We start from the raw sequence: 19805 nt of genomic DNA, 5'->3' as shown, positions 1-19805 counted from the left end.
AAGACGTCGTACTGTAAAACGTAATTAATCACTTCCCTAAGTGTGTTATGTAACAAAGGGCCCAGAAGGGCCCTTTTTTCGTATATATAGAAAAATTAATGCTAGTGAGTAGTTTTGATATTTTATTGATATATCAAGAGAGTAACGATTAGTACCAATGATTAGCTAATGTAGCAAAATGTACCTTTTATTTAATTTTCTGTGCTTTGTGTTACATTGAAATTGGTTTTAATATATCTGTTTAAATTATTATACAATTTTACTCGCAGAGGATATGATCGTTAAACTGTAGCTATTACTGCTATTCGTCTCAAAATTGATTCTATGCAGTAAAATAATAAAATTAAGGTGGTTTGAATACAATGATGAGGTTATTAGGGTTGTTGTGTTTTGTATGCGTAAGTGCAAGCGCACAAAATGACTTAAAACAACAGCAATTAATAAAAAAATCAACATTACATGCGAGTATTACACTCGGTTATGGTGGTATTCAAAACCCAGTAGCTAGCTCTAAAAATATTACGTCAGTAATATTACCTAACTTTGCATATTATGGTGACCGTTGGTATGTCGATAATTTTGCTCTTGGCTATAGTCTTATTGAAAGTGAGCGTTATTATATCGATATAGCAGGGCGCTTTAATGATGATGGTTTCTTCTTTAAATTAGACGGTATCGATAAGCTATTTGCTACAAGCATTGTCTCTGATAATCCAAAAGTTCCAACCCGTCCCTCAGCTCCAACGACTTCACTGACTCCAATAGAGCGTGATCTGTCTTACTTAGCTGGACTCTCATCAGGCTTAAAGTTATTTGCCGATTCGTGGTTAGAGTTAGCCGTGCTACAAGATATTACTGGCGTGCACAATGGTCATGAAGTACAACTTAATGGCTATCAGTCATTTTCAGTTTTAGGTGGAGTACTCGGAATTGAAGCTGGTGTAAATTATAAAAGTAGTGAATTGATTAAATATTATTATACCATTGCACCAACAGAAGCCTTATCACGGCTAACTAAGTACGAATTACAAAGCGCACTCAACTATCATTTAAAGATGGCATATGAGTATCCTATTAGTGAGCAATTGAGTTTTGATATGAAACTTAAATATACATGGTTAGATAGTGAGTTAGCGAATAACCCAATAATTAATGAAAATGGTTACTTCTCAGGATTTATGGGTGTGACTTATCATTTTTAGAAGTCAGGAATTTGGTGCGCAACTGCATATACTTATCGAATAGTTCAAAATCCACAGTAGTTACAGTTACCGTCAGTTTTTTGTAATTAGACTATACCAATCACTACATCATTTATCATAAGCTCCAGCCAAAGCGTCGTCGTAAACGGTAGTCACTAGCTTCATAATTAGCGACAGAGAGCATTTGTTCTTTGATTACTAGATTGCTTAGAGGATCAATTAGTTGCACTTTAAACTCTTTACTTGCAGCAATTTTAAATCTTTCTTCAATGAGCCCATTTTGGGTATAGCACTGAGTATATTGAGGACGGTTTGAGATCTCGATACATAATTCTTTAAATGGGGTTAAGATAAAGTTCACTTGAATATTAAATTCACAGACTGCTTGTTTGGTTTCAGTAATACATACTGTTGGTGAAACTTTAAAAAAAGGTTTGTCCTCCGAGGTTGCAAAGCAATTGAAGCACAATGCTGTGCAGCAAAGAAAAGCTAAAGATGTTATTGTTTTGTGTATGTTTTTCACATCAACTTTTAGAATCCTGAGAGTGTTACACAACGAAAGACCTATTTATAATAGCGGGTTTTAGCAATGTTTAAAACTTTTAGCTGCACGCTTAGAGTGATAATTTTTTATGGATATTCTAAGCTTTACAAATAAAGTGATTTTTATATTGTAGCTACTATTAACTTGTTATTTTTAATTTCTTTAAACAGCAATAAATCGTATTCAGTAAATTTTTAGTTATAAAGAATAAATTTAAGCTTAACAAGCTCATAGCTACTGTTTATTAACATAAAATAATACACATTATTAAGCGGAGAGTAAATCCTAGCTAGCAACTAATTTACTTCTTATATTAAAAAATTGAGTAATAAATATATTTAAATATAGCGAGATATAACGATTATTTCTCACGTTATATTCTATTCTGGGGACTGAAAAGTGTGAACTGTTGAGCTGAGTTATGGTAGAAGCCGTACTCAACAATGAGTACGGCTTTTTACTTTAGACTTTAAATTCATCTACAGATAAGCGTAGCTCTTCTGCAAGTTTAGCAACTTCAGAGCTAGATATATTAGTTTGATTTGCTCCTTCTGCTGTTTGCTCTGCAATTGCGACAATTGATTCAAGACGTTCACTGATCTCTTGGGATACTTGTTGTTGCTCTTGTGCTGCTGTTGAGATCTCTTCACTTACATCATGGGCTAGAGCAACAGCGGCGGTAATTGAATCAAGCGCCGTATTGGCTAAATCAGATTGCTCCACACAAGAGTCCGCTTGCTGTTTGCCTTTAGACATTGCCGTTACAGCGGCTTCAGCGCCAGTTTGTAACGACTCGATCATAGCCTGAATTTCTTGTGTTGAGGCTTGTGTTTTACTTGCTAATGAACGTACTTCATCAGCAACTACAGCAAAACCGCGACCTTGCTCACCAGCACGGGCAGCTTCTATAGCCGCATTAAGTGCAAGTAAGTTGGTTTGATCAGCAATACCACGAATAACGTCCAAGATACTACCGATAGAAGCGCTATCTTGATGCAGCTTATTGATAACTTTAGATGCAGACTCCACTTCACGGGCAAGCTGCTCAATTGTTGATTTATTTTGGTTTGAAATTCCTTTAACGCGATCAGCTTCTTTGTCTGCATTTTTAATTTCTTTAAGAGCTTGTTGAGCACTATTACTGACCGTTTGTGACGTGCTACTCATTTCAGTTGTTGCTGTTGCAGCTTGCTCCACTTGCGCTTGCTGATTACGAATAGCTTGGCTTGATTCACCGGTGATAGCGGAAGTTTCTTCCGATGCAGCGGCCAGCTGTGTGGAGCGAGATATAATCCCTTGGATCAAGCTACGTAAGCTTGTAATTAATGTATTGCAGCTTCGTGATAGCTCACCAAACTCATCTTTAGCGCTATCATCAAGACGCTGAGTCATATCGCCACTGGCAACGATATCTAGAATTCGGTTAACTTCTGCTAATGGTCTTATTATACGATTCACCGTAATATAAGCCACAATGATAGCTAAAAGTGTAGCGCTGATCATGCCAATCCAAGTCCAAAGGTTGGCGGCAGCAACATCGCTACTAACTTCTTTTTGTAATTCAAAAGCGACATTACTTGCTTGCTCAACGAGTTCATTGAGTTGTTTTAAAGCCGTTGTTGTGGCTTGCTCTGCTTGTGCGAGTTCAGCTTCAGTTGTGGCAATAACATCAATTAAACGCTTTTTATTCGCAGAAATACTATTATTTCCAAGAATGTTATCGCGAATAGAAACAAAATAATTATTGAGGTCATTGTATAAACCAGGATCTGCAGCTTCTACCGCAGGTTTAAGTAAATTTAAACTACGTTCAATTTCTTCTAGATAATAAAGTTGCTCATTTTTAACGATATCTAATGTATTTTGAGTTTTCACTGTCAGCATATCAGTGCTGTTTGTTACTAGTGATAAAAAATTATTCTCTAATTTATTAGCAGCTTGGTACGCTCTGCTATCATTGTTTTCTAAGCCATCTATATCAATGATATCTAATACCACAGAATTGGCATCTTCAGCTGCCAGTTCAATGGCTTCTAATTGAGCACGTAGTGACTTGTTGAGTTCTAATTGATTACTTTTATCTTTTAATAAGTTTTCTACTGACTTGATGAAACCTTTGTAAGTACGTTCTACGTTTTGACTACTTTGATTAAGTTGAGGGTTATCACGAACAACGTCTTGTAATTGTGAATAAGATTTATCAAAGCGTTGCTTTTGCTCTAAGACTGACTGTTGGATTGGTGCAAGTTCTGCCGCCGAGGTTGTGTAAAAACTTGCTTGTGCAGCTTTGCTCATTAAAATAAATTCAACTTGTAAGTCTGAGCTTTGCTCTAAGGCTGGCAGTGATAATTGATTCACTTGCTGCGCTGAATTATTAATATTTGCGATTCTGAACAGTGAATTACCTCCAATTAAAAGAAGTAATAAGGTGATACAAATAAATCCACCCCAAATACGCTGACTGACAGTTAAGTTCATATAAAATTCCATAAAGAGTAGCAATTAGACTTTATCGGCTTTGTTGCAGATAAGTTAAGTAATTAAATTTAATTACTTTTAACATTCATTACAATAAATCTAACAGAAGATGAATTTTTTTTCAGTTTATTTAGATAGAATTAGCTGAATTAATGCTGAATCGCTGTTTATTTTTTAATTCTAGTAAGGTCATAGCGCCTCCCCATACACAGCCAGTATCTAAAGCGTGAATATTTGCATGATTAGTAATGCCCTCAAGAGCCGCCCAATGACCAAAGACAATGTGCTTTTTAAATGTGTTAAATCGAGGGTGTTTAAACCAAGGGATCATTGCATTTGAGTCAGCAATACCACCTTTAAAGGTTAACTCTAATTGTTCATCAAGGGTTAAAAAACGCATTCGTGTAAAGTAATTCACAATATAGCGAAATTGCTCAAACTCAGTAAGCTGGTCATTCCAAACAGCTGGGTGCTGCTCATACATATGTTTGAAATAGTCACTCGCATCAGCACCTTGATAACAGTTTTGTGCAAATTGTGCGTACTGTAGGGCTTGCTTAATAGACCAGGCCGGATTGAGACCTGCGTGACTTATAAACACTTGCTCTTGCTTAAGCCATAGCGCGAGCGGTTGTTGCTGTAACATGGCAATATAAGCGGGCAGCTTTTCTGAGCTCAATAGGGCGGCGAGTTTATCTTTGGGGTTAGCTGGTTTGTTCAGCAAGTAGTTGGCAATAAGGTGTAAATCATGATTGCCTAAGGTTACAGTGATACTATCTTGGTGTGTGTATAAGTAATCTAAGCAGGCTAGGGAGTCGGGGCCGCGGGCAACAATGTCGCCCACTAAATAAAGGTGATCTTTACTTGGGTTGAAATCAACGTGCAGCAACAAAGCTTGAAATTCTTGATAACAGCCTTGTAGATCACCAATTGCATAGTTAGCCATTTAATGCAAAATATTAGGTTGTGCTAAACGAAAAACGTTAATGGGTGCATCAAACTCAGTGCCGAACTCATTCTTCAAGGTATAGTAACCTTGCATCGTGCCGACTGGCGTGTCGAGCACTGCACCACTGGTATATTTATAGCTTTCACCAGGGCCTATCGTTGGCTTTTCACCGACCACACCTTCACCCTGTACTTCAACTTCTTTACCATTTGCATCAGTGATCAACCAATAACGGCTAATTAATTTAGCACTGCATAAGCTGTGATTTTTAATGGTAATTGAATAGGCAAAGACATATTTATCGAGCTCAGGTTGTGATTGACCTTCAACATAAAATGTTTCTACCGAGACTTTAATGGGCGAGCCCAATTTACTGCTTGTTGTCATAAATCCAATTTGCTATATCAATGAATTGTTGTAACGAAAGGCTTTCTGCGCGTAAGGTAATATCAATACCGATACTTGTTAATTCATCCGCAGTGACCAAGTTGGCTAAACTATTACGTAGTGTTTTACGGCGTTGGTTAAAGGCCTCTAAGCACACAGTGTTCAGGATTTTAGTACTTTTTGCTGTACGTTGCTCTGGTTTTTTCGGTATTAAGCGAATAACGGCAGAGTCGACTTTAGGGGCAGGCTTGAAGCATTCAGGCGGCACTTCAATAACTGGTATTGCATTACAGTAATATTGAGTCATAACACTCAAACGACCGAATGTTTTGCTACCTGGGCCTGCTACCATGCGTTTTACTACTTCTTTTTGCAGCATAAAGTGCATATGTTCAATACTGTCAGCAAACTCAAACAAGTGGAAAAGTAGAGGTGTTGAAATGTTGTAAGGCAAGTTACCAAAGACTTTTAATTTACGTTCATCTTTCATCAAGCTTGAAAAATCAAACTGCATGGCATCGCCTTGATGCACGCTCAGTTTTGGTCCTAAAAAAGGATGTTCTGTTAAGCGTTGGGCTAAATCTTTATCGAGTTCAACAACCGTTAAATGGCCGCTTAATTCACTTACAGGCTCAGTGATAGCGCCAAGACCTGGGCCGATTTCAACTAAATTATCCTGCGGTTTAGGATCAATTGCGCTGACAATTTTATCGATGATCATTTCATCGCATAAAAAGTTTTGCCCAAAACGTTTACGGGCGCGGTGTCCTAAATGTACTTTATCTGTCATTGATTTTGTGCTTTTTCATGGGCGAGCTTAATTGCTTCGCGGATCGCTAATTCAAAACTACCAACGTCAGCATCACCGCTGCCGGCTAAATCGAGCGCCGTACCGTGATCAACTGAAGTGCGTATAAACGGCAAACCTAGCGTTACATTAACTGATTTACCAAAACCTTTGTATTTTAGCACAGGTAGGCCTTGATCGTGATACATTGCGAGCACCGCATCAGCTTGTGACAGGTATTTATCTTGAAACAAAGTATCTGCAGGCAGTGGACCGATAAGATTCATTCCTTCACTATTGAGTTGTTCAAGCGTTGGTGTAATTGTATCGATTTCTTCACGACCTAAATGGCCATCTTCTCCCGCATGTGGATTAAGCCCACAAACTAAAATCCGTGGCTTCTCAATACCAAATTTTGTTTGTAAATCATGATGTAAGATACGGGTTACTTTAGTAAGGCGCTCACTTGTAATAGCACGAGATACATAAGCCAGTGGTATGTGAGTCGTTACTAATGCAACGCGAAGACCTTCCGTAGCTAACAGCATGACTACATCAGGCGTGTTAGATTGCTGAGCAAAATACTCAGTGTGGCCACTAAAAGAAATCCCTGCTTTATTAATAATGCCTTTATGAACCGGGCCAGTGACGACCGCTGCAAAAGTACCATTCATATTCATTTCACAGGCGATGCGCAAAGTATCGAGTACATACTGACCGTTGGCATCATTTAATACACCCATTTCAACCTCAGCACCTAAATCTACTTGGTGTAGATAGATGCTGCCTGCGGGAGCCGGTGTTGCAGGGGCACTTTCATCAAATGGGATCACCTTAATTGTTAACCCCAGTTGTTTGGCTCGCTGTAGTAATAACTGTTTATCAGCAATCACAACCAGTTGTGCTGGCCAGTCATGCTGAGCAAGTTGTAACAATAGATCCGGGCCTATCCCGGCAGGTTCGCCGGGAGTAATAGCAATACGTAGTGTCATTGGTTATTCATCAATTGGGAAAATTTCAACATGGGCTTGTTCGCGCATTTCTTGCTGCCAGTTAAAGCTTTCTTCTTTAAATTTACGATTAAATAGCATACCGTGAGCGCGATTTCGTTTTGCAATCTCTGTTTTATCAGCCACGCGTTTATCTAATAATTGCACAATATGCCAGCCAAATGTGGTTCTAAATGGGTCACTTATTTCATTTTTATCAAGTGATAACAGAGTGTCTCTAAACTGTGGCACATAGGTTGTAGGGTCTGTCCAATCGTACTCACCCCCTTTTAGTGCTGAGCCAGGATCTTCTGAATACTCTTTAGCAAGTTCAGCAAAATCCGCAGTTCCGGCACGTAAATCTTTAGCAAAGCCATTGAGCATATTACGGGCTTTTTCTTCGCTTAAAATAATAGATGGTTTGATTAAGATATGGCGAGATTTAACTTCCGTTGTTTCAACAACTTGGCGGCCACGAATATCTTGAACTTTAATGATATGAAAACCAGCGCCCGAACGAAGTGGGCCGATGATGGCATCTTTTTTGGTGCCTTTAACGGCTTCGGCAAAGAGTGATGGCATTTCATTAATGCTCATCCAGCCTAATTGTCCACCTTCAAGTGCTTTCGAGCCACTTGATGATGAAATCGCGATGCGTTTAAATTCTTTGCCTTCTTGTAAAAATTCGATCACTTTATCAGCACGAGTTTTTGCACTTGCAATTTCGTCCGCCGTGGCGTTGTTAGGAATGTCGATTAAAATATGGCCAATATCGTATTCTTCAGTATTTTGACCTTGGCTTTCCATAATTTTTAATAAGTTATCAACTTCTTGTGGGCTGATATAAATACGACGGTCAACGTTTGCACGCATGACTTGCTGGGTGGTAATTTCTTTACGAATTTCTTCACGGTAAGCTTGGAAGCTTTCACCGGATGCTTCAATTGTACGGCGTAAATCTGCGATTGAACCGCCTTGCTCTTTGGCCATGCCAATCAAGGTTTGATCAAGTTGGCTATCAGAAATCTCTAAGCCCATACGTTCGGCTAATTGCATCATCAGTGTTTGGTTTACTAAACGTTCCATTGCTTGGATACGTAAAGTGCCATCAGAAGGCAATTCTTGGCCTTGCTCTTTGGCTTGGGCTTTAACTCGGTTAACAATAGTGTCAACTTCACTTTGTAAAATGACCCCTTGGTTGACAATACCCACTACTTTGTCGATTTCAACAGGGGCTGCGAAAGCGCTTTGGCATAGACCAAGCGTTAATACTGCGGATGCTAATAATTTTTTTAAATTCATACTTTTTCTAATACTCTTGCTAATAGTACGGTAATACTAGTTATTAAGAAAATACGGTCTACGATAGCCAAAAATACCTTGTTGTAATAATTTTTGTGCATCATAACGGCTTTTACTACCTAACCCTTTTAAGACAATATTAAAGCCAATACTTGAATCAAAAGTGGCTTGTTCTTGGCCTATCGCTTGATTTAAATCAGTTTCAATTTGACGACGGGCAGTAACTTGAAAGGCCCAACAGCAAGATTCATATTGCAATCCACTGAATACCTCGACGCTACGGCCGCTTTCTAAATCGCGGTGATAGCTACTTACAAATTGCCATTGTTCACTAAGCGGGAAGCTAGTAAAGAAGCCAACTTGCTCGATTGTATTGCCTGAGACATCATTTGCATAGCGATGGTTCAATTGGACGAGTTGATTATCGTCACCTTTATAATCTAGGGTTACATTTGACTGAATGATTTGTTTTCCATCTGTGTCATATTGAATCCCACCGGATAAATACCAACGACGGTGCCAATGTAACATGGTTTGCGCGGCAAACAAGGCATTATAGTTAGTATCTGAATCCAGATTTTGTGCAGTTGGTTTAGCTGAATCGCTTAAATAGAAGATTTGCCCAGCACTAAAGTTAAACAGCTCCTCACTATTATCATTAAATAATCGTGTAGTAGCACCGAGTGTAAATTGATTTGCAGCGGCGATGCGGTCAACGCTTGAGAAGCGGCTATCGCGGAATAAACCAAAAAAGTCATCTTGTAACTTTGTTGTATCATATAAGCCAATATCAGATTGATCTTTGTCTGGTGTGTAAAGGTACTGAACTTGCGGCTCTAAAGTTTGAATACCATTGTCGATCATACTGGTATCGCGTTCAAAGTTTAGCTGGCTATATAAACGCACTTTTGGCAAGGTCCGTGATACTGTTTCAGCATAATCGGTGTTAGCTAAGTCGCCCTCTTGTTTATAATTAGTGTGTAGTACACTAAATTCCGACAGAAACGACCACGCATGTTCTTGATAACCATAACTAGCTTTAGGCTCAATATGTACCCGAGTGGCTTTTTCTATAATTGCCGTATCGTTGGTAAAATGGCTTAATTCGCCATTGAGTGTTAACTCAATATCGTTAAAGAGAAACGGTGTCGTTTGCGAAAAACTAATTTGCGGTAATGCAGCATAAGACTCAATATGATCACCTAATACTTCAAAGTTTTGTACTTTGATATCCGTGCGCCAAGTTTCGCCTAAGTAAGAGAGTGAACCAGTACGATAAAGCTGCGTATCAGTTCGAGTCGCGTAATTTGAATCTAAATCAGTGAGGTAGTTGTCATCACTGACATTAGTTATATCTATCGCTGCTCGCCAGTTTTCATCAAAATAGCTTTGTTGTTGCCAATGAAACAGAAATCGCTCATCAAGCTCAGGCTCAGAGTCATCTTTATCTAGATACTCAAGCGCAACTAAACCTTCGTTACTATCACTTAAATATCTAAACTCGCCTTGTAATTGTAAGCCTTTTTTAGACATATAGCGTGGCGTTATAGTGGCATCGTAATTAGGTGCAATATTCCAATAATATGGTGTGATGCTTTCAATGCCATAACGATCTGAACTGGAAATGTTAGGGGTCAGTAAGCCTGATTTTCTGCGATCATCAATCGGAAAAGTAAAATACGGTAAGTACAGCACTGGTGTGTCCATAATACGCAGTACCATATCATGGGTTTCACCCCAGCCCTCTTCACGAGAGAGTAAGATTTCTTCAGCTTGAATTGCCCACAATGGCGTTTCATTTGGGCAGGTAGTAAAGCTTGCGTTCAGTAGTGCTAAGCCAGACTGGTTCACTGTGAGCTTTTCTGCACCGCCGTGGCCTTGTTGATCGGTTAGTTTATAATCGGCACCGAGCAAACTGATTTCAGAGTTATTTAAATCAGCATTGAGACCAGCACTATTTACTTCACTGATTGCATCACGATAAGTAATAGGGCCCGTTGCATTAAGTAACCCACGCTGTTTGTCAATTAGCGCACTTTGTGCGGACAAACTCATAGTAAGGGTGTTAATATCAACATTACCGGTAAATTCTGCGCTTTGGGTACCAAGTAATTCAATATCATTTGATTGGATATCGACCATGCCTAAATCAAGGCCAGCAAGCGGTTGCCAAGCTCTGGTTTGCATTGAATTGCCACAAAAGTTGTGTGCAAGTTCAGTTTCGGCAAGCGATGGTGCGCTGATCACACTTAGCATCATTATGCCCCAGGTTTTGCTCATTTATTAACCTTAATACGCTGTCGTTGAATATAAGAGTGACATAATAAAGGAAAACAATGGCAAATACAGTAATTGACTTAGTGAAAAATAGATATCATTACGAAATGAACCGTTATAAAAGTTTACAGCAGTTTTTAAGTCCGCATTTTGAAGATGAAGTATATCAACTTGCTGCGATCACTGGAGATGCGAGTTTTCGTCGCTACTTCCGCTTAAACAGTGGTCAAGAGAGCTATATAGTCATGGACTCAGATCCAACTAAGCTGGATAACACACCTTATATAGAACTGAATAAGGTTTTTTCTGATCATGGATTTAAATTACCGAAAATATTACACGCTGATGAAAAACAAGGTTTCTTTTTATTAAGTGATTTAGGTAATGTGCACCTTGCTGATATGCTCGATGATAAAGAGCGCATCAATCATTATAAGCATTTAATAAAGCTCAGTGCGCAATGGGCAAAAATGCCTGCAGTTGAACATATGAAAGATTTCGATCGTGCGTTCTTAGAATTAGAGCTAGGTATTTTTTTACAGTGGCTGGTCGAAGCGTTTTTACAATTAAAAATCACTCCTGCTGAGCGCTTACTTTGGCAAACTAGCTGCGAGTTACTGATTGCTAACGTACTTGCTCAGCCAAGTGTGACAGTGCATCGTGATTTCCATAGTCGCAATATTATGCGCAGTGAACAACAATGGGCAATTATTGACTACCAAGATGCTGTGCAAGGTCCGGTTTGTTATGATTTAGTTTCGCTATTGCGGGACTGCTATTTTAAACTTCCTCACGATGAACTTGAGTATTTACTTGAGCATGCATTTAGCGAGTTTGAACAACAGGGATTGATCAGCAATATTAGTTTTACAACCTTTAAACAATGGTTTGATCTAACGGGCATTCAGCGTCATTTAAAAGCCGCTGGTATTTTTTGTCGGCTGAATTTACGTGATGGTAAACCAGGGTATATGGACAATGTATTGCCAACCTTGCACTATATTAGTGATGTTGCTCAAGATCATCCGTCATTAATGGAGTTAGGTCTTTGGATTAAAAATACCATTATACCGGCTACAATAGTGGCACTTGATAAAGCACCTGATAAATAATGAAAGCGATGATACTAGCCGCGGGTCGCGGTCAACGTATGATGCCATTAACTGCAAATTTACCTAAACCAATGTTAAAGGTACAAGGTAAGCCATTAATAGAACATCATATTGAACGACTCAAAAGTGCCGGGATTACTGACTTTGTAATCAACCTTGCATGGCAAGGTGATAAAATTCGTGATTACTTTGCTGATGGCAGCCAACTCGGTGTGCAGATTGAGTATAGCCAAGAGCCTGAACAGGGGCTTGAAACCGCAGGCGGTATTATTCAAGCTCTGCCTTTACTGGGAGAGCAATTTATTGTTATTAACGGTGATATATTTACCGATTATGACGTAAGTTCATTGCTGCATATTCATCTAGATGATGGGGAAGGGCACATAGTATTAGTTGAAAACCCGCCGCATAACCCACATGGTGACTTTACTTTGCGCCATTTAGATGACGCCAGTCCGAAGTACACTTTCTCTGGTATTAGCCGTTTCCATCAACAATTTTTTGCTGGGATCACTGCAGGGTCTCATCGCTTAGGGCCGTTATTAAAAGAAAAATTGGCTGAGCAGCTTGTCTCTACTGAGCTGTATATTGGTCGTTGGGATGATATTGGTACGCCGGAGCGATTGGCGCAATTGAATGAGTCACTGATAGCGCAGCAGAATAATTTTCACAATCTAGGAGCGCCACATGTGGGGTAAAATTTTAGGTGCCTGTTTTGGCTTTATGTTTGGGCGCATTATAGGCTTATTTATAGGTTTATATTTAGGCCATATGTTTGATAAAAGCTTAAAGCAAAATTTTGATAAAGCAGGTGGCTTTGCAAGTTTATTTAAAGGTGATGACGACATTCATCAACGCCAAGCGCTATTTTTCACCAGTTGCTTTGGCGTCATGGGGCACATTGCTAAGTCAAATGGCCGGGTAAGCGAAACTCATATTCGTGCTGCTAGCTTATTTATGGATGAAATGGGCTTGACGGGAGATGATCGAAAAGAAGCGCAGGATGCTTTTAAAGCGGGAAAAGACAGCGACTTTTCGCTTAAAGAAACCGTGTTTGATTTTAAAGAACGTTTTGCACGCCGTCATGATCTACTGCAGTTGTTTTTAGAAATTCAAATTCAAATGGCGTTTTCTGATGGGGTGCTTGCAGCGCAAGAAAAAGAGCTATTGCAAGAGGTCAGTAAATTATTGGGGATCTCTAAAACTCACTTTGCATTTGTGCTTAAGCGCTACCAAGCTGAGTTTTCTTTTCGCCAGCAACAACAGCGTTACCAACAACAGCAACAGCGCCAAAATGGGCAAAGTAGCAGTTATCGAGAAGGCTCAGGTCATCACGTGCCACCTAATACTGGTATGAGTCGTACTCAAGCGTTAGCTTTGTTGGGTTTAAATAATGAAGCGAGTGCGCGAGACATAAAAGTCGCGTACCGTAAACTCATGGCGCAACATCACCCTGATAAATTGGTTTCTCAAGGGTTGCCTAAGCACATGATGGAATTGGCGGTAAAGAAGAGCCAAGACATTCAAGCTGCGTATGAGTTCTTAAAAAAGGCGGCGTAAAAAGCCGTCTACTTCTTTGGTGAGGCGCTCATGTTGCTGTGGCTCTGAGCGCAAGCCAAATAGTTCACGTTGACGGTAGTCATACTTGCTATGGCGTTTTACCCAACGTTTTCTATCCGCCACACTTAATAGTAAATCAGGGTTATCAACACTGTAGTAAATATCTAACAATGGTGGACTAATCGTTGAGATTGTTGCGTTGAGTTGCTGATTTCGTTGACTATTTGGTAAGTAACTGCTGAGACTGATAAACGCATCAATATTAGTGCTTGGGTATTGGGCATAATGCTCGAGTAACACTGCTGCACTCGCACCTTGGGCAATGACCACTATTTTGCCATCTTCATTCAATGCACTTTGATATAGCGCATTAAAACGTGCGATTAAGTTGAGTTTATAATTATCGATTATTGCATTACTTATTTGCGCAATCGCCTCAACATGCACTGGTTTAGCCGGTGGAGTCGTAGGCGAATCATCATTGTTATCGCTTTCAGTTTGGTTGCTATTAGCTGGCTTGCTTTGAGGATTTTCAGCTTCAGTTGGTACGGCTTGCCAGTCAATATCAGGTACTGTCATTGCTAATGTGGCATAACCTAAATCATTTAGTTGGGTGCGTAAAAAATTAATTCCATCGTTATCGGTCGGTAAGTGCTGCCAGTCAGGAATGATCAATACCACACCACGCTGCTGAGCACTCATGTGCTGACGATATAAGCTCAAAAACTCAGTGTCACCAGCAAGCAGCGGCTTTAACTCGTCTTGTGGCATTAAGCGTGATAAATCGCTACTGACAACGGTTGACCAAGGAGTGGGTGTAATAAAGTCGGCAGCTAGTACAGGTGTCAATAGCGTAATACCTATAGCTAAGCCTATTAATTGCGGTATTTTAAATTGTTTACCAGTAATCATATCAGCCACCACGATGAGTCAATAAGTCGTTATCGGCTTGAATGATAAAAAGTTTAGCCTTGATTTTAGGACTTAAAAATCAGGCTCTGCCGTAAATGTCATGATTTGTCCTGTTAACGGGTGCGCTAGTTGCAACATTTGTGCATGTAATTGAAGTCGTTTTGCACCAGCTAATGCATCGGCATGAGCATAGAGGCGATCGGCTAAAATTGGGTGTCCTAGTGATAACATATGTACGCGTAACTGATGAGAGCGGCCAGTGATTGGGGTAAGCTCTACCCGTGTCGCATGTGCTTCATATTCAATCACATTGTAGTGAGTTAATGATGGCTTACCATTATCATGATCAACCATTTGTTTTGGTCGATTAGGCCAATCGCAGATCAGCGGTAAATCAACCGATCCTGACTGTGGTTCTAGTTTTCCATAAACCCGCGCTATGTAGCGTTTAGCTGTTTGGCGTTCTTGAAATTGCATACTTAAATTACGATGCGCAGCTTTATTCATCGCTAAACAAATAATACCAGAGGTTGCCATATCTAAGCGGTGCACAATTCTAGCGGTAGGAAATACGCGATTAACGCGAGCAATTAAGCAGTCAGCGTGTTTAGGATCTTTGCCTGGTACGGTGAGTAGTTCACTGGGCTTATTAACAATCAGTAAGTCATCATCTTGAAAGATAATGCTCAAATACGGATCTAGTGGGGGGTTGTAGTTAATTAACACGGCGGGCCTCAGTGGTTTATCAGCGCGCTATTTTAGAGAAGTCAGCGCTTATATACAATGAGTTGTTTTTCAGACAAAAGAAAAGCGCGAACTATCGCTAGTCGCGCTTGCGGAATCTTCTAATTTTCTGCATCCTGCAATTGAACTTAATCAACTCCTAATCTTTACAAATCCATGTGATCACGCTGTTACTTGTTCGTTCTGCGTGATGAAGGCGCTCCGAGCCTATCTCCTGTGTGCTTCCTTGTCATCCCTATTGGTAATGTCTATTACCGATCCCTTACGCACCGTCCTGATGCTATCCATTTATTAACAGTTCCATTGCGTTGCCCTCAAGGCCTGTCCATTCGTCCGCTTTTTTAACTTCCTGTCTAACAACTCTCTTGCGAGCCCTGTTGTTTATCCTTTTCGCATCATCTTGACGCTGTCCGTTTATTTACTATCCATAGTGTTACTCTTCCTGAGCCTGTCCATGAGTCCATTTTTTCCTAACGTAACCTAAAATACGAGGTTTATGAGTAAGCAATCCTTGTCCGTTTACTCATTTAAGCGTCACTGCTTAACCGATGAAGTAAGTATAGAGAGAATCTGCAAACAAAATAGGCTAAAAACAACAACGAAAATTAGGTCATTATTTTGTAATGATGTTAAAGTTGTTATTTTTTAAATAGTTACCTTGTATGCTTCAGTTTTTTATCGTGTTTTATACTCAATAGCTGTCATAACCGTGAGATATATCGCACAAGTGATTTCCATTATGGGTGTAGTCACCTTTGATTACGATTTAATGGGTGCACAGATTCAAGGGACAAGTTATGATAATTGTTATTATTTATATGGAAGCGACTTATGAAAAAAACATTAGCAGTTTTAGTTGGCTTAGTGGTAGCCGCCCCCGCGTTTGCAAACGAAGTAGTCAATATTTACTCTTTTCGCCAACCGTTTTTAATTCAGCCAATTTTAGATGATTTCACAGCGCAAACAGGGATTAAAACTAATGTTGTGTTTGCTAAAAAAGGGCTAATTGAGCGAGTTAAACGTGAAGGGAAACACAGCCAAGCGGATTTAGTGCTGACTTCAAACTTTAGTGATTTAGTTCAGCTTGATGAGCTTAATTTAACTCAAACAATTAGCAGCGAAACGGTTAATAATAATGTGCCTGCTAAGTTTCGTGATAGTGAAGGGCAGTGGGTTGCCTTAACTAAACGGGTGCGTAATGTTTATTCATCAAAAGAGCGCGTGGGAGCATTACCACATTTAAGCTATGAAGAGCTGGCTTTACCTAAATACAAAGGTAAAATTTGTACTCGCTCAGGTAAGCACCCTTATAATTTAGGGCTTGTAGCATCAATGATTGCTCATCATGGCGAAGCTAAAACAAAAACTTGGCTTGAAGGGGTGAAAGCAAATTTAGTTCGTAAACCGCAGGGCAATGACCGTGGGCAAGTGAAAGCAGTTAAAGAGGGGTTGTGTGACTTAGCATTGGGCAATAGTTATTACCTTGGGAAGATGATTGAAGATCCTGAGCAAAAAGCATGGGCCGATGCTGTATATATCAACTTCCCTAATCAAGATAACAGAGGTTCGCACATTAATGTTTCAGGCGTGGTTATGACCAAGTACGCGAAAAACCCAGAAAATGCCTTGAAACTTATTGAGTATATGACCGACAATAAGGCACAAAACATGTACGCCTCGGTCAATATGGAATATCCGGTTAAGCCTGGCGTTGAATTATCAAGCTTAGTAGCATCGTGGGGCAGCTTCAAGGAAGACAGTTTAGCGCTTGATGAAATTAGCAAATATCGTCCTTTAGCACTTAAGCTAATTGATGAGGTGAAGTTCGATCTTTAATGCGCTTTAAATTTTCGCTGTCACGATGGCAGTTTTTTGCGTGGGTTATTGGCTTACTGTTAATAACCCCGTTATGCTTTTTGTTGTTTGAATCTCTGCAAGGTGATTCCGAGGTATTTAGTCACCTCTGGGATACAGTATTGTGGGATTATACTCGCAATACACTATTACTGATTTTAGGGGTTGGCGTTGTCAGCTGCCTCATTGCTTTACCATTGGGGTGGCTCACTGCTTATTGTGATTTCCCTGGCCGCAGGCAGTTTGAGTGGGCGTTAATGTTGCCGTTAGCAATGCCCACGTATATTATCGCCTACGTTTACACAGACTTGTTTGATTATGCTGGCCCGGTGCAAATAGCACTGAGAAACTGGTTTGGTTGGCAAGCCCCCTCCGATTATTGGTTTTTTGATATCCGCACTTTACCTGGTGCAATTATGATGATTGCGTTAGTGTTGTATCCGTACCTTTATTTGATTTTTAAAACTGCGTTACGCGAGCAATCATTTAAGTTAGTACAGGCTAGCCAGTTAATGGGACATTCACCTAGACATAGCTTTTATAAGGTTAGTTTACCGCTGTCGCGTGGTGCTATTGTGGCAGGGCTTGCGCTTATTAGTATGGAAGCAATGGCTGATTTTGCAACGGTAAATTACTTTGCTGTAAGCACGTTAACAACGGCGGTATACGATACGTGGTTAGGGTATTACTCCTTAACGGCAGCTGCAAAAATATCAGCAATTATGCTGCTTATTTTATTTCTTGCGCTGACAATGGAGCGTTACAGTCGCCGTAATCAAGCGGTATTCGAACGTCAATCAGGGGTTAATAGTGATACGTTATATACCTTAACGGGCAAAAGCGCATGGTTAGCAACCGCATTTTGTTTTGTGGTGCTGTTTTTTGCCTTTGTACTACCTGTTGCAGTATTGGTGGGTTATGCAATTTCATATGCTGAGCAAGCGTGGAATAGTGCCTTTTTCTTTTATGCATGGCAAAGCTTTAAAGTCGCAATTATTGTGAGTGTAGTAACAATTGCGCTGAGCTTACTTGTGGTGTTTTATCAGCGTATTGCTAAGCAAGCGTATCCGCTTATTCCTGGGCGCTTAGCCAGTATTGGCTACGCATTGCCCGGTACGGTATTAGCAATAGCTGTATTGCTACCTTTAACCTTACTCGATGATAAATTAAACACGTGGTTAGAACCCGCGGGTTTTTCACCCGGCTTATTATTGAGCGGTACTTTATTTGCTATCATTTTTGCTTATGTGGTGCGTTTTTATGCGATTGCTCACGGCGCTGTTGAGGCAAGCTTTATGCGTATTAGCCCCTCCCTAGATATGGCAAGCCAATCAATGGGAAAAAGCCAAGCTCAAACATTACGTAAGGTACATATCCCGTTGTTACGGCGGGGTATCTTAACGGCTGCGCTGTTGGTGTTCATAGAATGTATGAAAGAGTTACCAGCCGCTTTATTACTCAGGCCGTTTAATTTTGAAACACTCGCTACCCATGTTTTTCAATATGTTAGTGATGAACAATTAGAATTAGCCTCCATTTCAGCGTTAGCAATTGTATTGGTTGGGTTAGTACCTTTGTATTTTGTTAATCGCTCGATGGAGCAACGTAGCTAAATGAGAAGTTAAATGAGCAGTTTAGTGTTAGAAAATTTATCGTATCAGTATAACGGCACGCCAGTAATAACAGGGTTGGATTTGGTCGTCGCTCAAGATGAGATTGTCTGTTTGCTTGGCGCCAGTGGCTGCGGTAAAACCACCACCTTAAAAGCGATTGCAGGGTTGCTAGCAACCAAGCAAGGAAAGGTATTTATTGGTGGTAAGCTTGTTAGCGATGAACGCACATTTTTAGCGCCTGAATACCGTAATATTGGCATGATGTTTCAAGATTATGCGTTGTTCCCGCACTTAACAGTAGCTGATAATATTGCTTTTGGCTTAACAAAAATGAGCAAAATACAAAAACAGCAACGGGTTAATGAAATGCTTGAGCTTGTGCACTTAGTTGGCTGTGAAAAACGTTTTCCCCATCAACTCTCGGGTGGCCAACAGCAGCGGGTAGCTATTGCCAGAGCGCTGGCTTATAAGCCCAGTTTATTGTTATTAGACGAGCCGTTTTCAAATATTGATACTCAAGTGCGTTTTGAACTTATTGCAGATATTCGGCGCATTATTAAAAATCAGCAAGTATCCGCTGTATTTGTCACTCATTCAAAAGAAGAGGCCTTTGCCTTCGCCGATACACTCGCGATTATGGACTGCGGTAAAATTGCGCAACAAGGCACGCCTGAGCAGCTTTTTAACACGCCAAACTCAAAGGTGGTTGCAGAATTTCTTGGTCAGGGCATATACTTAGACGCTGAAGCATTAACAGCAACTGAATACAGTACTGCTTTTGGGCGAGTTGAGTCACTGCTTGCACACAGTCATGCAAGGCGCGTTGGGCAACTCTATGTTCGCCCGCATCATTTAGAACTAACGCCTTTGCAATCAAAACACAGTAGTGTAAACACGGTGACTGTATTAAACCGTCGTTTCGTTGGCTCGCACTTTGTCTATAAAGTCATGATTGAAGGGCAAGAAATTGATGTTGCTGCTCAGTCGGGTCAATCATTTTTAGTAAATGAAGATGTCACTATAAGAATAACACCGCACACGGTTAATTTTTTCGCTGAATAACTACATTCGCGTTACGCCGTGTAGGACTTTTTG

General features: G+C 40.1%; 17 protein-coding genes. 7 read left to right on the top strand and 10 right to left on the bottom strand.

Going from position 1 to position 19805, the window contains the following annotated elements; translation table 11 throughout:
* Positions 1–362: 362 nt before the first annotated feature.
* Positions 363–1202 carry a MipA/OmpV family protein gene (locus CWB85_RS15380; RefSeq protein WP_138555366.1) on the top strand — a complete coding sequence of 280 codons (840 nt, stop codon included), beginning with the start codon at positions 363–365 and terminating at the stop codon, positions 1200–1202.
* Between the two features lie 115 nt (positions 1203–1317).
* Here the strand turns inward: CWB85_RS15380 and CWB85_RS15375 are convergent, their stop codons facing one another.
* The 8 genes from CWB85_RS15375 to lptD form a co-directional block, all read right to left on the bottom strand.
* On the bottom strand, positions 1318–1725 hold the full coding sequence (locus tag CWB85_RS15375) for a DUF3019 domain-containing protein (RefSeq protein ID WP_158217506.1): 408 nt from the start codon (positions 1723–1725) through the stop codon (positions 1318–1320).
* 483 nt (positions 1726–2208) lie between these two features.
* Complete coding sequence (locus CWB85_RS15370) at positions 2209–4224, bottom strand: methyl-accepting chemotaxis protein (RefSeq protein ID WP_016708588.1); 2016 nt, start codon at positions 4222–4224, stop codon at positions 2209–2211.
* A gap of 130 nt (positions 4225–4354) precedes the next feature.
* On the bottom strand, positions 4355–5170 hold the full coding sequence (locus CWB85_RS15365) for a symmetrical bis(5'-nucleosyl)-tetraphosphatase (RefSeq protein WP_138555364.1): 816 nt from the start codon (positions 5168–5170) through the stop codon (positions 4355–4357).
* Positions 5171–5560 carry a Co2+/Mg2+ efflux facilitator ApaG/CorD gene (gene apaG / locus CWB85_RS15360; RefSeq protein WP_016708590.1) on the bottom strand — a complete coding sequence of 130 codons (390 nt, stop codon included), beginning with the start codon at positions 5558–5560 and terminating at the stop codon, positions 5171–5173.
* Positions 5544–6350, bottom strand: coding sequence for a 16S rRNA (adenine(1518)-N(6)/adenine(1519)-N(6))-dimethyltransferase RsmA (gene rsmA / locus CWB85_RS15355; protein ID WP_138555363.1), 807 nt, complete (start codon positions 6348–6350; stop codon positions 5544–5546). Before rsmA ends, apaG begins: the two co-directional genes overlap by 17 nt.
* Positions 6347–7339, bottom strand: a complete 993-nt coding sequence (pdxA, locus tag CWB85_RS15350) for a 4-hydroxythreonine-4-phosphate dehydrogenase PdxA (RefSeq protein ID WP_138555362.1) — start codon at positions 7337–7339, stop codon at positions 6347–6349. Before pdxA ends, rsmA begins: the two co-directional genes overlap by 4 nt.
* A gap of 3 nt (positions 7340–7342) precedes the next feature.
* Entirely contained in the window at positions 7343–8638 is a 1296-nt protein-coding gene (gene surA / locus CWB85_RS15345; RefSeq protein ID WP_016708593.1) for a peptidylprolyl isomerase SurA, read from the bottom strand.
* A gap of 36 nt (positions 8639–8674) precedes the next feature.
* On the bottom strand, positions 8675–10918 hold the full coding sequence (gene lptD, locus CWB85_RS15340; protein ID WP_016708594.1) for an LPS assembly protein LptD: 2244 nt from the start codon (positions 10916–10918) through the stop codon (positions 8675–8677).
* 104 nt (positions 10919–11022) lie between these two features.
* Here lptD and CWB85_RS15335 point away from each other — a divergent pair, with 104 nt between their 5' ends.
* Genes CWB85_RS15335 through djlA form a run of 3 tightly spaced genes read left to right on the top strand, consistent with a single transcriptional unit; the run spans position 11023 to position 13587 of the window.
* On the top strand, positions 11023–12027 hold the full coding sequence (locus CWB85_RS15335; protein ID WP_138555368.1) for an aminoglycoside phosphotransferase family protein: 1005 nt from the start codon (positions 11023–11025) through the stop codon (positions 12025–12027).
* Positions 12027–12725 (top strand): N-acetylmuramate alpha-1-phosphate uridylyltransferase MurU, encoded by a 699-nt coding sequence (gene murU / locus CWB85_RS15330; RefSeq protein ID WP_016708596.1) that lies wholly within the window; start codon positions 12027–12029, stop codon positions 12723–12725. Before CWB85_RS15335 ends, murU begins: the two co-directional genes overlap by 1 nt.
* The gene (gene djlA, locus CWB85_RS15325) at positions 12715–13587 is read left to right on the top strand and encodes a co-chaperone DjlA (RefSeq protein WP_138555361.1); all 873 of its coding nucleotides are present in this window, start codon (positions 12715–12717) and stop codon (positions 13585–13587) included. The genes murU and djlA overlap by 11 nt, the downstream gene beginning before the upstream one ends.
* Here the strand turns inward: djlA and CWB85_RS15320 are convergent.
* Together CWB85_RS15320 and rluA are read right to left on the bottom strand one after the other, a co-directional pair.
* Positions 13570–14499, bottom strand: coding sequence for a DUF3530 family protein (locus CWB85_RS15320; protein ID WP_016708598.1), 930 nt, complete (start codon positions 14497–14499; stop codon positions 13570–13572). The two genes, djlA and CWB85_RS15320, sit on opposite strands and share 18 nt — an antisense overlap.
* Before the next feature lie 72 nt (positions 14500–14571).
* Positions 14572–15225 (bottom strand): bifunctional tRNA pseudouridine(32) synthase/23S rRNA pseudouridine(746) synthase RluA, encoded by a 654-nt coding sequence (gene rluA, locus CWB85_RS15315; protein ID WP_016708599.1) that lies wholly within the window; start codon positions 15223–15225, stop codon positions 14572–14574.
* 849 nt (positions 15226–16074) lie between these two features.
* On the opposite strand from rluA, the gene CWB85_RS15310 reads away from it, so the two are divergent.
* From CWB85_RS15310 to CWB85_RS15300, 3 genes are read left to right on the top strand one after another with little or no spacing between them, the layout of a single operon-like run.
* Positions 16075–17079, top strand: a complete 1005-nt coding sequence (locus tag CWB85_RS15310) for a Fe(3+) ABC transporter substrate-binding protein (RefSeq protein ID WP_016708601.1) — start codon at positions 16075–16077, stop codon at positions 17077–17079.
* Entirely contained in the window at positions 17079–18710 is a 1632-nt protein-coding gene (locus CWB85_RS15305; protein ID WP_138555360.1) for an ABC transporter permease, read from the top strand. Before CWB85_RS15310 ends, CWB85_RS15305 begins: the two co-directional genes overlap by 1 nt.
* A gap of 12 nt (positions 18711–18722) precedes the next feature.
* Entirely contained in the window at positions 18723–19772 is a 1050-nt protein-coding gene (locus CWB85_RS15300) for an ABC transporter ATP-binding protein (RefSeq protein ID WP_138555359.1), read from the top strand.
* Positions 19773–19805: the final 33 nt, after the last annotated feature.

The organism is Pseudoalteromonas sp. S1727, from assembly GCF_005886375.1.
Taxonomy (GTDB): Bacteria; Pseudomonadota; Gammaproteobacteria; order Enterobacterales; family Alteromonadaceae; genus Pseudoalteromonas; species Pseudoalteromonas haloplanktis.
Note: the sequence above shows the minus strand (reverse complement) of the source record. Positions and strands in the feature narration are given on the sequence as shown.